Genomic DNA, 14,804 nt, shown 5'->3' with positions numbered 1-14,804 from the left:
ATGGGTACAGGGATATGGTGCATGACTGGGAAAAGTGATGGGGTTGAGAGGGTGGTATGGTATGTTGGTGCGGTCAGGATATGTGAGATTGTGGGTACGGTTTGTAAGTTACAGGTACAACCGGGACGAGTAAAATGCACATCGCTACACAGGGCTTGGTGCTGCGGGAGGTCAACTACAAGGAGTCCGACAAGATCCTCACCGTCCTCACCGCCGAGGGGGGCAAGCGCACCGTGAAGGCCAGAGGCTGCCGGAAGAAAAACAGCCCCCTGGCGGCCTCCGCCCAGCTGCTGGTCTACTCCGATATGACCCTCTTTCTCTACCAGGACCGGATCACCCTCAACGAGGCTGAGTCCATCCGGCAGTTCTGGCACGTCAAATCCGACGTGGAGCTGCTGTCTCTGGGGTCCTACTTTGCCGAGGTGATGGAGGCGGTGTCGGTGGAGGGGCGGCCCGATCCCGCCGCTATGTCCCTGATTCTGAACAGCCTTCACGCCCTGGACAAGCTGAACAAGCCCCAGGCTCTGGTGAAGGGAGCCTATGAGATGAAGCTCATGGCCCTGGAGGGCTATGAGCCTCTTGTCGATGCCTGCGCGGTATGCGGCAGGCCTGACCCGGAAAAGCCCATGCTGAACCTGGCGGAGGGCGTGCTCCACTGTGCCTCCTGCAAAAGCGAGGTGGGGGAGGGCATTTCCCTGCCCCTGACGGAGGGAACCTTGTCCGCCCTGCGGCACATTCTCTACGGCGATCCCAAGCGGCTGTTCTCCTTTCAACTGGACCAAGGGGGGCTGGACTGCCTGGCCCGGGTGTGTGAGGGCTTCCTGCGCACCCAGCTGGACCGGGGATTCCGCACCCTGGATTTTTATCATGAACTGAAAGCGGGGATGTAACATGGAACTGTATGTGGCAGACGCCTTTACCACCGTGCGCTTTTCCGGCAATCAGGCCGGTGTGACCCTGCTGGGGGAGGGGGACTTCCCGGAGGAAGGGCTGATGCGCGCACTGGCCGGGGAACTGAAGCACTCCGAGACCGCCTTTGTCCGCCGGACCGGGGAAAACTCCTTCCACATCCGCTATTTCACCCCGGTGGAGGAGGTAGACCTGTGCGGCCATGCCACCATCGCCGCCTTCACTGTCCTGCGGGACACCGGGGCCATTACCCCCGGCGATTACGCCCTCCACACCCGCTCCGGGGATCTGGAGATCGGGGTGGGAGCGGACGCCGTGTGGATGGATATGGCCCCGCCCACCGACGGCCCTGCCTTTTCGGAAGAGGAGCAACAGGCACTGTATGCTGCCTATGGTCTGTCTTTGGCCCACCGGCCGGAGGGGCTGGAGCCCCAGGCGGTGAGCACCGGGCTGATGGATATCCTGCTGCCGGTGCGTGACCTGGCGACCCTGGACAAGGCGGTGCAGAATGAGGCGGAAGTCACCCGACTGTCGGAGCACTACAATGTGGTAGGCGTGCATATGTTCTGCCCCCACACCCCGGACGCCGCGGCCCACTGCCGCAACTTCGCCCCCCTGTACGCCATTCCGGAGGAGGCTGCCACCGGCACCTCCAACGGGGCCCTGACCTACTACCTGTTCCGCCGGGGCCTGATCCAGGCCGGTGCGGACAACCGCTTCGTTCAGGGGGAGAAGATGGGCAAGCCCTCCGAGATTTTGAGCCGCATCACCGAGGATGAGAACGGCGTCAAGGTACGGGTGGGTGGCCGGGCCCTCATCACCCTGAAATGCGAACTGATGGGATAACCTACAGGGGCGGCACACTGGACCGCCCCTTGATATCATGCGATTTGGAGAACCTACATGACCGATTTATTTGAAAAATCTATTCAGACCTTGGAGTTGCCCCGGGTGCTGGAAAAGCTGGCCGACCAGGCGGTGACCGAGGAGGGCAAGGACCGCTGTCTGGCCCTGCGCCCCCTGACTGATGTGGACGACGTGCAGCGGGCTCTGGACGAGACCACCGCTGCGGTGAATATGACTGCTCTGCGGGGCTCGCCCTCCTTCTCCGGTGTGCGTCCGGTGGGAGCCTCCCTCCAGCGGGCCAACATGGGAGGCTCCCTCAATACACGGGAGCTGCTGGACATTGCCGCCGTGCTGCGCTCCGCCCGCTCCGCCAAGGAGTATGGCGAAGGAGAGGGGGACCGGGCCAAGACCTGCATCGACCACCTGTTCCGCTCTCTTACCTCCAACCGGTTCCTGGAGGAGCGCATCACCGGGGCCATCGTGGGGGAGGATGAGATTGCCGACGCCGCCAGCCCGGAGCTGGCCTCCATCCGGCGGCACATCCGGGCTACCGCCTCCAAGGTGCGGGACATCCTGAACAAGCTGATCTCATCCAACCAGTCCAAGTACCTCCAGGAGTCCATCATTACCCAGCGCAACGACCGCTACGTGGTGCCGGTGAAGTCGGAGCACAAGAACGACGTGCCCGGCCTGGTCCACGACGTGTCCTCCTCCGGCTCCACCTTCTTCATCGAGCCCATGGGGGTGGTGAAGGCCAACAACGAGCTGCGGGAATTGCAGGCCAAGGAGGAGAAGGAGATCGAGCGCATTCTGGCGGAGCTGTCTGCCCAGTGCGCCCAGTACAAAGAGGACATCAGCCAGGACTATGACCTGCTCATCATCCTGGACGTGATCTTTGCCCGGGCCAAGCTGGCCTATCGGATGCGGGCAGGCGCGCCCCGGCTGTCCGACCAGGGCCTCTATCTGCGGAAGGCCCGCCACCCCCTGCTGGACCCCAACAAGGCGGTGGCCAACGACCTGATGCTGGGGGAGAGCTTCGATACCCTGGTGATTACCGGCCCCAACACCGGCGGCAAGACCGTCACCCTCAAGACCATCGGCCTCTTGACCCTCATGGCCCAGTGCGGCCTCCACATCCCCGTGGGGGACGGCAGCTGTGTAAAAGTCTTTGACCGGGTGCTGTCCGATATCGGTGATGAGCAGTCCATTGCCCAGAACTTGTCCACATTTTCCTCCCATATGGTGAATATTGTGGGCATTTTGCAGGAGGCGGACGACCGCACCCTCATCCTCTTCGACGAACTGGGTGCTGGTACCGACCCCATCGAGGGCGCGGCTCTGGCCGCCGCCATCATCGAGTCCGCCCGGGAGATGGGGGCCCTGGTGGCCGCCACCACCCACTATGCCGAGCTGAAGGTGTATGCCATGACCACCCCGGGAGTGGAGAACGCCTCCTGCGAGTTCGACGTGGACTCCCTGGCGCCTACCTACCGGCTGCTCATCGGCATCCCCGGCAAGTCCAACGCCTTTGCCATCTCTGAGCGGCTGGGCCTGCCCAAGTCCATCATCCAGAAGGCCGCCGCCCGCATTGACGCGGAGAACGTTCGCTTTGAGGATGTGCTCACCCAGCTGGACGAACAGCGCCAGGAGATGGAGAAGGAGAAGGAGGCCGCAGCACGCCTCCGCCGGGAGATGGAGGAGACCGCCAAGGCCTCCCGGGAGTACAAGGCCCAGATGGACGCCCAGCGCCGGAAGGCGGTGGAGAAGGCCCAGGCGGAGGCCCGGGCTATTCTGGACGAGGCCAGGAATACCGCCGACCAGGTGTTCAAGGAACTCAATGAAATGCGCCGCCGCCAGCGGAAGGAAGAGGACTGGCAGAAGATCAACGATGAGCGGGCAGGGCTGCGCCATCGCCTCAACGAGGCCGAAGGCAAGCTGGGCCAGCGGCCCGAGGCACCCGTCCCGCCGCCCACCCGCCCCGCCCAGGCTGGCGATACAGTGGAGCTGGTGAAGATGGGCACCCAGGCTACCGTGCTCTCCGTCAACAAGGACGGCTCCCTCCAGCTTCAGGCCGGTATCCTGAAGATCACCGCCAAGCAGGACGAGGTCCGGGTGGTGGAAGGGGAGAGCGTCAAGGCCGCCAAGAAGGTGGTGGCCCGGGCGGAGCACAAGCTGCGCTCCCTGGGAGCCTCTCCCGAGGTGGATCTGCGGGGCATGATGACCGACGAGGCCATCGGCGCCTTGGACCTGTTCCTGGACAACGCGGTTCTGGGCCGGCTTAACGAGGTGCGCATCATCCACGGTAAGGGCACCGGTGCGGTGCGCAAGGCGGTGCGGGAGCACCTCAAGCGCAGCCGCTATGTGAAGTCCTTCCGCCCCGGCCGCTACGGCGAAGGGGAGGATGGTGTGACCATCGCCGAGCTGCGGTGATGGAGTTTCCGTTCTGATTCGGAAATAAAACCAGAGGGTTCGTCATTCAAAACAGATTCTTGCACGGATTTTGTGCATTTTGTCATTGACGGTTTGGGATAAATTTGCTATCCTATTATACGAAGTATGCGAATGCATCTTGGGGGGAAACGCTATGTATATGAAAGAGGCAGTTGTGAACAACCAGGTCGGCCTGCACGCCAGACCGGCTACGTTCTTCATCCAGAAGGCCAATGAGTTCAAGAGCTCTATTTGGGTGGAGAAGGACGAGCGGAGAGTCAATGCCAAGAGCCTGCTGGGTGTGCTTTCTCTGGGGATCGTCAAGGGGACTTCCATTAACCTCATTGCAGACGGCCCCGACGAGAAGGAAGCTGTGGAGGCTCTCATCGAGCTGATCTCCTCCAACTTCTCTGAGTAAGCGACCAAAGCGAGAGAAAAAAGCGCCGCATCTGCGGCGCTTTTTTTGATAGTAGGGTTGCCATGTACGGCAGAAAGGAGGGCTTGTAGTTTTTGCTATGACCTTTGACGAGTTAAAAGAGAAAGCCCATGCCCCATCCCCCCAAAAGCGTGGGGCGCTTTTGGGGACCCCCAGGGGATGATTTTACATCCTCGGGGCAAGTGAATTGCCCCTGTGGCGAGGTTTGGCCTGAGGCCAAACGCTCGGACGGCGCAGAGCGCCGGGTCGCTGCCGCTCCCAGCGGCAGGGCATAATAAGCCTGGCAAAGAGGAGGGCCTGTAGCTTCTATTATGACCTTTGACGAATTAAAAGAGAAAGCCCATGCCCTGCCGCTGAAGCCGGGCGTATATATCATGCAGGATGCCAAAAATGTGGTCATCTACGTGGGCAAGGCCAAGGCCTTGAAGAACCGGGTGAGCCAATACTTTGCCAACCTGGCCTCCCACACCGAAAAAACCCGGGCCATGGTAAGCCAGATCGACCACTTTGACGTCATTGTGGCTGACTCCGAGTTTGAGGCCCTGGTGCTGGAAAATTCCCTTATCAAGCGCCACCAGCCCCGGTATAACATCCTGCTCAAGGACGACAAGGGCTATCCCTACATCCGGCTGACGGTGAAGGAGGAGTACCCCAAGTTCTCTCTAGCCAACAGGGCGGCGGAGGATGGGGCCCGGTACTTCGGTCCCTACGGCAGCCGAGGCAACACCCAGAATATTATCGACGCCCTGCGGGTGGCCTTGCGCCTGCCCTCCTGTAACAAAAAGTTTCCCAGGGACATCGGCAAGGAGCGGCCCTGCCTCAACTACCACATGGGCCAGTGCGACGGCTACTGCCGGAAGGACATGGATCAGAGCCGCTACCGGGAGGCCATCGACCAGGCCGTCCGCCTGCTGGAGGGCAAGTTTCAGGAGGTGGGGGACGAGCTGAAGGCGGAGATGGAGCTGGCCGCCGAGGAGCTGCGCTTTGAGAAGGCCGCCGAACTGCGGGACCGCTATAAGGCCATTGAACTGCTGGGCAAGCGGCAGAAGGTGGTGGCCGGTTCCCTGGCCGATACCGACGTGGTAGGCTTCCACAAGGGAGAGGCCACCAAGAGCTGCTTTGTGGTGCTCCACTTTGTGGAGGGCGAGCTGGCCGCCAAGGACTGGGACCTGATCGATACCCCCATGGAGGAGGAAACAGCGGACATTTTGTCCGCCCTGGTGCGGCAATACTATGGAGGCCGGGGAAACCTGCCCCGGCAGATCCTGCTGCCCTGTGAGCTGGAGGACGAAGTGCCTCTGATGCGGATGCTGTCCGAGGACGCAGGCCGCAAGGTGGAGTTGGTGACCCCCCAGCGGGGGGCCAAGATGGACCTGATCCGTCTGGCCAACAAGAACGCGGTGGAGGAAGTGGAGCGCTGGACCACTCGGGAGGAGCGGCAGAGCAAGCTGATGGAGCTGCTGGGGAAGATGCTGGATTTGGAGGAGCCGCCCCGGCGCATCGAGTCCTACGACATCTCCAACCAGGGCGCCGACGACATCGTGGCCTCTATGGTGGTGTATGTGAATGCCCGTCCTCTGAAGCGGGATTACCGTCATTTCAAGCTGAAGGATATGGACGGCCCTGATGATTACGCCTCCATGGAACAGGTGCTGACACGGCGGTTCAAGCGCTACCTGGAAGGGGACGAGAAATTCGCGGACAAGCCTGACCTGCTGCTCATCGACGGCGGCGTCAATCACGCCAATGTGGCGGTGAAGGTGCTGGAGACGTTGGGACTGTCCATTCCCATCTTTGGCATGGTGAAGGACGACCGCCACCGTACCCGGGCCCTGGTGACGCCGGAGGGTAGGGAGATCGGCATCCAGGGTAATCAGGCCATTTTCTCCCTCATCGGCCAGATCCAGGAGGAGACCCACCGCTTTGCCATCGAGTTCCACCGTCAGCAGCAGAACCAGCGGGTGAAAGGCTCGGTGCTGGATCAGATCCCCGGTGTGGGGGAAAAGCGGCGGAGCGACCTGCTTAAGCATTTCAAGAGCATCAAGAAGATCCGGGAAGCCACCCAGGCCCAGCTGGCGGAGGTGGTGCCCAAAAACACCGCTCAAGCGGTATTTGACTATTTTCATCCGAAAGGGGAAGGACCCACATGAGAGTGATCACCGGAATTGCCCGGGGCCGTAAGCTGAAAGAGCTGCCCGGCCTGGAGACCCGGCCCACCACCGACAAGGTGAAGGAATCGGTTTTCAATATCGTTCAGTTCGACATCGAGGGCCGGCAGGTGCTGGACCTGTTTGCCGGCACCGGCCAGATGGGCATCGAGGCCCTGTCCCGGGGGGCGGCCTTCTGCACCTTCGTGGATCTGCGGCGGGAAGCCGCAGCGGTGGTACGGGAAAATCTGGCCCACACCAAGCTGGCGGACAGTGCCAAGGTGATCCAGGGGGATTATCTGGCCTTTCTCACCGGCTGCCGGGAGAAATTTGACCTGGTATTCCTGGACCCGCCTTACGGCACCGGTATGCTGGAAAAGGCCCTGGAGACCATCGCCAAGATTGACATCATGACGGAAAATGGTATAATAGTCTGCGAAAGCACCGCCGAGTCGGTGCTGCCGGAGCTGGAAGGCCCCTACGAGAAGGGCCGGGAGTACCGCTACGGCAAGATCAAACTCACCCTCTATCACCGTACCGTCGGCAACAGGATGTGAAGCCCTTATGAAGACAGCCATCTACCCCGGCAGCTTTGATCCCATCACGCTGGGGCATCTCAATATTATCAAGCGGGCAGCCGTCTGCTTTGACCGGCTCATCGTCTGCGTGCTGGTGAACTCGGAGAAGGTGAACCGGGGCCTCTTCACCCCGGAGGAGCGCACGGAGCTCATCCGCAAGGTGGTGACTAAGCTGCCCAATGTGGAGGTGGATTGCTCCTCCACTCTGCTGGCGGAGTACGCCCGGCAGAAGAAGGCCTGTACTCTGGTGAAGGGTCTGCGGGCGGTGTCCGATTATGAGAATGAGCTGCAGATGGCCCTCATCAATCGAAAACTCAATCCCAGGCTGGAGACCATGTTTTTGCCGTCCAGCGCCAAGTACACCTATGTCAGCTCCAGCGTGGTCAAGGAAATGGCCCGTTACGGAGCGGATCTGTCGGACTTTCTCCCCCGTGAGATCATCGAGGATGTCCGGCAAAAAATCGAAAGCGGGAGGGATCGCTGATGGCCACCGGTGTGGAAGAATTACTGGATATGCTCTATGAGATGATTGAAGACGCCAAAAATATGCCCCTGAGCAGCGATAAATGCATTCTGGAGCGGGACAAGGCTCTGGATCTGCTGGATGAAGTGCGGGGTCAGTTCCCCATGGAGCTCAGCGAGGCCAAGAAGCTGATCGCCGCCCGTACCGACTATATCAATTCCGCCAAGCGGGAGGCCGAGCTCATCCGCAAGCAGGCCGAGGAGCAGGCCCGCCAGATGGTGTCTGAGAACGAACTGCTGGCCCAGACCAAGCAGAAGGCCAATGAGATGATGCGTACCGCCGAAGAGCGCAGCCGGGACCTGCGCAAGGCGGCCAACGACTACTGTGAGGACGCCCTCCGCCGCACCGAGGAGGCGGTGGCCGAGGCCTATGACGAGATCAAGAAGTCCCGCGCCCGGTTCCGGGCGGTGGCCGGCGGCAGCAGCCCCCAGAACAGCCGTCAGCCCTACGACGCTGAGGCCGACGAATAACAGCAAAACGGCTCCCTGCCCCACTGCGGCGGGGAGCCGTTTTTTTCCATTATCCTATTTACATAATACGATAAAATTGTGATTTTTTTTGCACCATACCACCAGGTATGGTGCTTTTTGCTGCCGATTGGAAACGAAAAGAGATCGAACATATGTTTTTGATGCAAAAAAGCACGACTTTCGTATGAAAAACAGGGAGTTTGGGGGTTAAAAAAGAGTAAAAAACTATTGCAATTCCGTTACAGAACCTTTATACTGAAGGGGACGGTGGAGCAAAATGGGGGAAAACCCCGCTCAAAAACACCAAAGTGGAGGGAAGTGAAGGGCGTGACCGGTACCTACGAGCATAGCATCGACGGCAAGGGACGCCTGTTCATTCCCGCCAAACTCCGGGAGGAACTGGGGGTCACCTTTTATCTGGCTATGGGCGTGGACGCCTGTCTGGCCATCTATCCCCAATCCACCTGGGACCGGTTTACAGAAAAATTTTCTTCCCTTCCCATGAGCCAGTCTAAGGCTATGCGTCCCCTCTTTGCCAATGCCGCTAAGTGCGAACTGGACAGTCAGGGCCGTATTGTGATTCCCCAGAAGCTGCGGAAGTATGCCGGACTGGACAAGGACGTGGTCATCATCGGCGTCAATGATCGGGCCGAGATCTGGAGTGCCGATGCCTGGCAGGCCCAGGAAGAGGAAGAAATGACGCCGGAGAAGATGTCCGCCTGTATGGAGATGCTGGGGTTCTGAGATGAGTGAAACGGGATTTTCTCACAAGCCGGTACTGCTGGCGGAATGTATTGAAGCGCTGAATATCAAGCCGGATGGCATTTATCTGGACGGCACCCTGGGCCGGGCAGGCCACAGCCGGGAGATTGTCAAGCAGCTGACCAGCGGCAGGTTGATCTGCGTGGACCGGGACCAGGCGGCCCTGGACGCGGCGGAAGAGCGGCTGGCCCAATGGCGGGACAAGGTTACCCTGGTCCACAGCAACTTCTGCGAACTGGACGCCATTCTGGACAAGCTGGGTCTGGAGGGCGTGGACGGAATGCTCTTCGACCTGGGTGTGTCCTCTCCCCAGCTGGACGACGGCTCCAGAGGCTTCTCCTATATGGCGGACGCGCCGCTGGATATGCGGATGGACCAGTCCGACGGACTGACCGCCCGCATCGTGGTGAATGAGTGGCCTCAGGAGGAACTGCGGCGCATTCTGTGGCAGTACGGCGAGGAGCGCTATTCCTCCGCCATTGCGGGAGCCATTGTGCGTGCCCGGGAGAAAAAGCCGGTGGAGACCACCCTGGAACTGGTGGACATCATCAAGGGGGCCATGCCCGCCTCCGCCCTGCGGGAGAAGCAGCACCCTGCCAAGCGGTCTTTTCAGGCCATCCGCATCGCAGTCAACGACGAACTGGGCTCGGTGGACAAAATGGTACGCTCCGCAGTGCCCCGCCTCAACCCCGGCGGCCGGCTGGCGGTGATCTCATTCCACTCTCTGGAGGACCGCATCGTCAAGAACGGTTTGGCGGAGTATGCCAAAGGCTGTACCTGTCCCCCCGATTTCCCGGTATGTGTGTGTGGGAAAAAGCCTCAGATTAAATTGATTACCCGGAAGCCCATTGTATCCGGCCCGGAAGAACTGGAAGAGAATCCCCGTGCCCGCAGCGCCAAACTGCGGGTGGCGGAGAAGCTGAGAGAGAGATAACGGCAGATTTACAAATGAGAATGGAGTGGAGCAGCCATGGCAACTGCCGTGAAGCGCAGAAAATATTCCAAATATGATACCATCCCTTTCCCCATGTATGACGGCTCCGCAGCCCGGCAGCTGGAGCAGGAAGAGGTCCTGCGTCCCCGTCCGCTGGTCCGGCCCCGGGAACGTGCGGTGGTCCGTCCCAAGGTTCGGGTACGGGAGGCGGGTATCGTCTCTCCCTTTGCCGTGGTGGGTTTCCTGGCGGTACTGGTTTTCGCGGTGCTGCTGCTGTTCAGCTATGTACAGCTGGCGGTGATCTCCGATCAGGTGGTAAGCCTGCGGTCTGATCTGACCGGCCTGAAGACGGAGGAGGCCAAGCTGCGGGCCCAGTATGAGCTGGCCTACGATCTGGAGAGCATCGAGCAGAACCTGACCGACAGCGGCGCCATGGTCAAGCCCCAGAATGGTCAGATCATCTACGTGGACCTGTCCGAGCCTGACTCGGTGACCTACTTCCAGCAGGAAGAGGAGGCCACCGGTGTGGAGGGGGCCGTGGAGAGTATGCATTCCATCTTTACGGAGATTGTGGAATATTTCAGTTGATCAGCGCCATATACTGCATCAGCGGGCAGAAAAGGAAGCGGGCGTCCTTGAACGCCTATAGCAGAAGGCAGCAAGTGAGTGAGAGAGAGGGCGTAAGAAAAGAAATTTTCTTACGCCCTCCTGCGGTATTTCAAGCCGTGGAGCAGCATACAAGTGCTGTATGATCCCAAGCGAGGTGAGCCGGAAATGGCAGAAAAAAGAAAGAAAGGCACTCGAATCATCCGGCAGAAGCCGGACCGGCGGGCCAACCGCACCATTCTGATCCGCAGCCTGTTCCTGATGGTGCTGTTCGGACTGGTGGTGTTTATCCCCCTGTTTTTCAAACTGTGGCAGATCCAGATCAGTCAGCATGACTACTATCAGGAACTGGCGGTGCAGCAGCAAACCAGAGACAGCACCGTTACTGCCAACCGGGGCACCATCTATGACAGCCAGGGGGCTGTGCTGGCCATGAGCGCCACGGTGTACAATGTGCAGCTTTCCCCCAAGGATCTGCTGGAGACTCAGGAGACCTATCGGGAGAAGGTGGAGGACTCTCAGGAGAATGGCGGCACGCTGCCCGACTATCCGGAGCCTACCGACCAGTTTGTGGCGGAGAACCTGGCGTCCATCCTGAACCTGGAAGTTGAGGATGTGATGAAGCATCTGGAGAACAAGAACTCCCAGTATGAGATCATCAAATACCGGGTGGAGCCAGAGGAATCGGAGGCGGTACAGGAATTTATCACCGAGAATCACCTGTCCCACGGCATCTACCTGATGCCCACCAGCAAGCGGTACTACCCCAAGGGAAGCCTGGCAGCCCATGTGGTGGGCTGGGTCAACCCCAATACCGACAATGTGGGCGCCTACGGCCTGGAGGCCCAGTTCGAAGAGGAACTGTCCGGTCAGACCGGCCGGGTGGTCACCGCCAAGGACGGTGTGGGCACCGAGCTGCTCTACCGCTTTGAGGACTACTACGACGCCACCGACGGCAACAATCTGACCCTCACCATCGACGCCACCATTCAGTCCTACTGTGAGAGTATCCTCCAGGAGGGTGTGGAGCAGTTCGATATACAAGACGGTGCCTTCTGCCTGGTAATGGACCCCAACACTGGGGCCATCCTGGGTTGGGCCAACTCCCCCACCTTTGATCTGAACGATCCCTGGACTGTCAGCGACCCGGTGCTTCTCCAGTATCTGGAGGACATCAAGAGCGGCGGATACACCAAGGAGGAGGCCTATACGAAGGCGCTGGCTGAGGGCGCCACCGCTCAGGAGGCCTACGACGCGGCCGTCCAGGAGGCGGAGAAGGAGGTCCTTTACAGCCAGTGGGCCAACAAGGCGGTAACCAGCTCCTATGAGCCAGGTTCCACCTTCAAGTCCATCGTGCTGGCTGCCGCCTTGGAGGAGAGCGTGATCAGTGAGAGCGACCACTTCTACTGCAGCGGTGTGGCCCAGGTAGATGGGTGGAACGGTGACCCCATCCGCTGTTCCAAGCGCGATGGCCACGGTGACCAGGACCTGACCCAAGCGGTGGCCAACTCCTGTAACCCTGCCTTCATCGAGATCGGCAAGCGGCTGGGAGCGGAGAAGTTCTACGACTATCTGGAGGACTTCGGCTTCCTGGAAAAGACCGGAATCGATATGCAGGGTGAGACCACCGGCGTGATTTGGAGCCGGGACGATTTTACCAATGTAGACCTGGCGGTGGCCTCTTTCGGCCAGCGTTTCCAGGTTACCCCCCTGCAGCTCATCACCGCCGCCTCTGCCGTGGTCAACGGCGGCCACCTGATGCAGCCCTATGTGGTGAGCCAGATCACCGACGCCGACGGCAACGTACTCCAGCACACCGAGCCCACCGAAGTGCGGCAGGTCATCAGCGAGCAGACCAGCGAGCGGTGCCGGGCCATCCTGGAAAAGGTGGTGGACGGCGGTACCGGTAAGAACGCCGCCGTGGAGGGCTACCGCATCGGCGGTAAGACCGGTTCCTCCCAGACCCTGAAGGGCGACGACCACACCATCGTTTCCTTCCTGGGCTTCGCCCCGGCGGACGATCCCCAGGTGGTCATCCTGCTGGCTTACGACAGCCCCAAGCCGGTGAGCCCCGGCTCCAACTATACGGCGGACAACTGGTACATCAGCGGCGGCAATATGGCTGCCCTCAAGGCTGGCGAGCTGATGGAAAAGATTCTGGACTATCTGGGCGTGGAGAAGAGCTACTCTGCCACCGCCGATGTGATGGTACCCAACCTGACCGGTCTGAATCTGGCTGACGCCACCACATCCCTGAAGAAGAATAACCTGTCCATCCGGGTGGTGGGCGACGGCGACACCGTCACCGGCCAGATCCCGGCCAAGGGAGCATCCATCCCCGGCGGCAGCGAAGTGGTGGTCTATATGGGCGCCGAAGTTCCCACCGACCAGGTCCAGGTGCCCAGCGTCATCGGCCTGAACGTAGAGCAGGCCAAGGCCAAGCTGTCCGCCCAGGGCCTCTACCTGAAGGCCAGCGGCGCCTCTGAGTTCGGTTCCACTGTGGTGGCTTATGAGCAATCCACCCCGGCGGGTACCAGCGTGGACCGGGGCACCACCATTGAGGTGCGCTTTACCGACTCCACGGCCAGCGGCGCGGGCCTGTAATTACCTTCCCCTGTGGGGAGAAAGCGGGGTGTGAGCATGAAGCTGAATGAAGTGCTGGCGGGTGTGAAGCTAACGGCCCGTCACATCCAGGATGTGGAAATTTCAGGCATCTGCTATGACACCCGAGATATGATCTCCGGCTGCCTCTTCGTGGCCCTGCCGGGCTACAAGACCGACGGCCACAAGTACATTCAGCAGGCGCTGGATCAGGGGGCGGCGGCCATCTTGTGCCGCCGCCCGCCGGCGGAAGAGGGCCCGTGGCTGGTGACGGAGGACCCACGGGCGGCCCTGGCCGCGGTTTCCGCCAACTGGTTTGGACATCCAGCGGAGGAACTGACGGTGCTGGCTGTCACCGGTACCAACGGCAAGACCACCACCACCTATCTGCTGAAAGCCATGCTGGAGGGGGTGCTGGGGGCGAAAGTCGGCCTCATCGGCACCAACCAGAATATGATCGGCCAGGAGGTTTTGCCTGCCCACCGCACCACTCCGGAGTCCTGGGAGGTGCAGAAGCTGCTGCGGGAGATGGCGGATGCCGGATGCAGTCATGTGGTGATGGAGGCCTCCTCCCACGCCCTGGTGCTTCATCGTCTGGACGGCATCTCCTTTCGGGCTGGTATCTTCACCAATCTGACTCAGGATCATCTGGACTTCCACAAAACCATGGAGGCCTACCGGCAGGCCAAGGGCCTGCTGTTTCACCAGTGTGGTACAGCGGTACTTAACCTGGACGATGAGGCCGGACGGTATTACGCCCAGAGCGTACCCTGTCCTTCTTTTACTTACTCTGAGAGCCGGGATGAGGCCGATCTCACCGCCAAGAATCTGAGGCTTTTCCCCGACCGGGTGGAGTTTGAGGCAGTGACCATGGACGCCATTGCCCGGGTCCGCCTACCTATTCCCGGCGGCTTTACCATCTACAACGCCCTGGGCGTCATTGCCTGCGGCCTGACCCTGGGTCTGCCTCTGGGTCAGATTGCCTCCTCTCTGGCCAATGCCAAGGGAGTGAAGGGCCGCATTGAGGTGGTGCCGGTACCGGCGGACTACACAGTGCTCATTGACTATGCCCATACCCCGGATGCTCTGGAGAACATTCTTACCACCGTCCGAGACTTTACCAAAGGCCGGGTGATCTGTCTGTTTGGCTGCGGCGGTGACCGGGACCGGTCCAAGCGCCCCCAGATGGGAGCCACCGCCGGGCAGCTGGCCGATGTGGCGGTGGTTACCTCCGATAACCCCCGCACCGAGGAGCCCCAGGCCATTATTCAGGACATCCTGAAGGGGATGGAGGGCACCGGAGCCCAGTGCCATGTGGAGCCTGACCGGCGGAGGGCCATTGCCCTGGCCCTCTCCCTTGCCCAGGCTGGGGATACGGTGGTGCTGGCGGGCAAAGGCCATGAGACCTACCAGGAGATCGACGGCGTGCAGCACCATCTGGATGAGCGGGAGGAAGTGGCTGCCTTTTTTGCCGGAGAGAAGCAGAACTTTGTTGCATTTTAGAGTGGAAACCAGGGACAGTCTGTGATAGAATACCACGTTGGTCCATTTGGAACGGACAA

13 protein-coding genes are annotated in these 14,804 nt (G+C 60.5%); all 13 read left to right on the top strand.

Features of this window, described 5'->3' with window-relative positions:
* Nucleotides 1-134: 134 nt before the first annotated feature.
* Nucleotides 135-890, top strand: coding sequence for a DNA repair protein RecO (gene recO / locus B5G42_RS15240; protein ID WP_087272120.1), 756 nt, complete (start codon nt 135-137; stop codon nt 888-890).
* A gap of 1 nt (nt 891) precedes the next feature.
* Nucleotides 892-1,755 (top strand): PhzF family phenazine biosynthesis protein, encoded by an 864-nt coding sequence (locus B5G42_RS15235; protein ID WP_087272117.1) that lies wholly within the window; start codon nt 892-894, stop codon nt 1,753-1,755.
* 57 nt (nt 1,756-1,812) lie between these two features.
* Nucleotides 1,813-4,185, top strand: a complete 2,373-nt coding sequence (locus B5G42_RS15230; RefSeq protein WP_087272114.1) for an endonuclease MutS2 — start codon at nt 1,813-1,815, stop codon at nt 4,183-4,185.
* A gap of 154 nt (nt 4,186-4,339) precedes the next feature.
* Entirely contained in the window at nt 4,340-4,603 is a 264-nt protein-coding gene (locus tag B5G42_RS15225) for an HPr family phosphocarrier protein (RefSeq protein ID WP_007495691.1), read from the top strand.
* Between the two features lie 329 nt (nt 4,604-4,932).
* A complete protein-coding gene (uvrC, locus tag B5G42_RS15220) occupies nt 4,933-6,771 on the top strand; it encodes an excinuclease ABC subunit UvrC (protein ID WP_087272111.1) in 1,839 nt (612 codons plus the stop codon).
* Entirely contained in the window at nt 6,768-7,325 is a 558-nt protein-coding gene (rsmD, locus tag B5G42_RS15215; RefSeq protein ID WP_087272108.1) for a 16S rRNA (guanine(966)-N(2))-methyltransferase RsmD, read from the top strand. The genes uvrC and rsmD overlap by 4 nt, the downstream gene beginning before the upstream one ends.
* 7 nt (nt 7,326-7,332) lie before the next feature.
* A complete protein-coding gene (coaD, locus tag B5G42_RS15210) occupies nt 7,333-7,830 on the top strand; it encodes a pantetheine-phosphate adenylyltransferase (RefSeq protein ID WP_087272105.1) in 498 nt (165 codons plus the stop codon).
* Nucleotides 7,830-8,339, top strand: a complete 510-nt coding sequence (locus B5G42_RS15205; RefSeq protein ID WP_087188111.1) for a hypothetical protein — start codon at nt 7,830-7,832, stop codon at nt 8,337-8,339. Before coaD ends, B5G42_RS15205 begins: the two co-directional genes overlap by 1 nt.
* A gap of 318 nt (nt 8,340-8,657) precedes the next feature.
* Nucleotides 8,658-9,083 (top strand): division/cell wall cluster transcriptional repressor MraZ, encoded by a 426-nt coding sequence (gene mraZ / locus B5G42_RS15200; RefSeq protein ID WP_242955360.1) that lies wholly within the window; start codon nt 8,658-8,660, stop codon nt 9,081-9,083.
* 1 nt (nt 9,084) lies between these two features.
* Entirely contained in the window at nt 9,085-10,035 is a 951-nt protein-coding gene (rsmH, locus tag B5G42_RS15195; protein ID WP_087272101.1) for a 16S rRNA (cytosine(1402)-N(4))-methyltransferase RsmH, read from the top strand.
* 36 nt (nt 10,036-10,071) lie between these two features.
* Nucleotides 10,072-10,623: a hypothetical protein gene (locus tag B5G42_RS15190; protein ID WP_087272097.1), complete on the top strand. Its 552-nt coding sequence runs from the start codon at nt 10,072-10,074 to the stop codon at nt 10,621-10,623.
* A 186-nt stretch (nt 10,624-10,809) separates the two neighbouring features.
* Complete coding sequence (locus B5G42_RS15185) at nt 10,810-13,245, top strand: penicillin-binding transpeptidase domain-containing protein (RefSeq protein ID WP_087272126.1); 2,436 nt, start codon at nt 10,810-10,812, stop codon at nt 13,243-13,245.
* Nucleotides 13,246-13,281: 36 nt separating this feature from the next.
* On the top strand, nt 13,282-14,745 hold the full coding sequence (locus B5G42_RS15180) for a UDP-N-acetylmuramoyl-L-alanyl-D-glutamate--2,6-diaminopimelate ligase (RefSeq protein ID WP_087272123.1): 1,464 nt from the start codon (nt 13,282-13,284) through the stop codon (nt 14,743-14,745).
* The last annotated feature ends 59 nt before the right edge of the window (nt 14,746-14,804 follow it).

Origin of the sequence: Flavonifractor sp. An91, assembly GCF_002159225.1 — a bacterium.
In the GTDB taxonomy this organism is placed as follows: Bacteria; Bacillota; Clostridia; order Oscillospirales; family Oscillospiraceae; genus Flavonifractor; species Flavonifractor avicola.
Note: the sequence above shows the minus strand (reverse complement) of the source record. Positions and strands in the feature narration are given on the sequence as shown.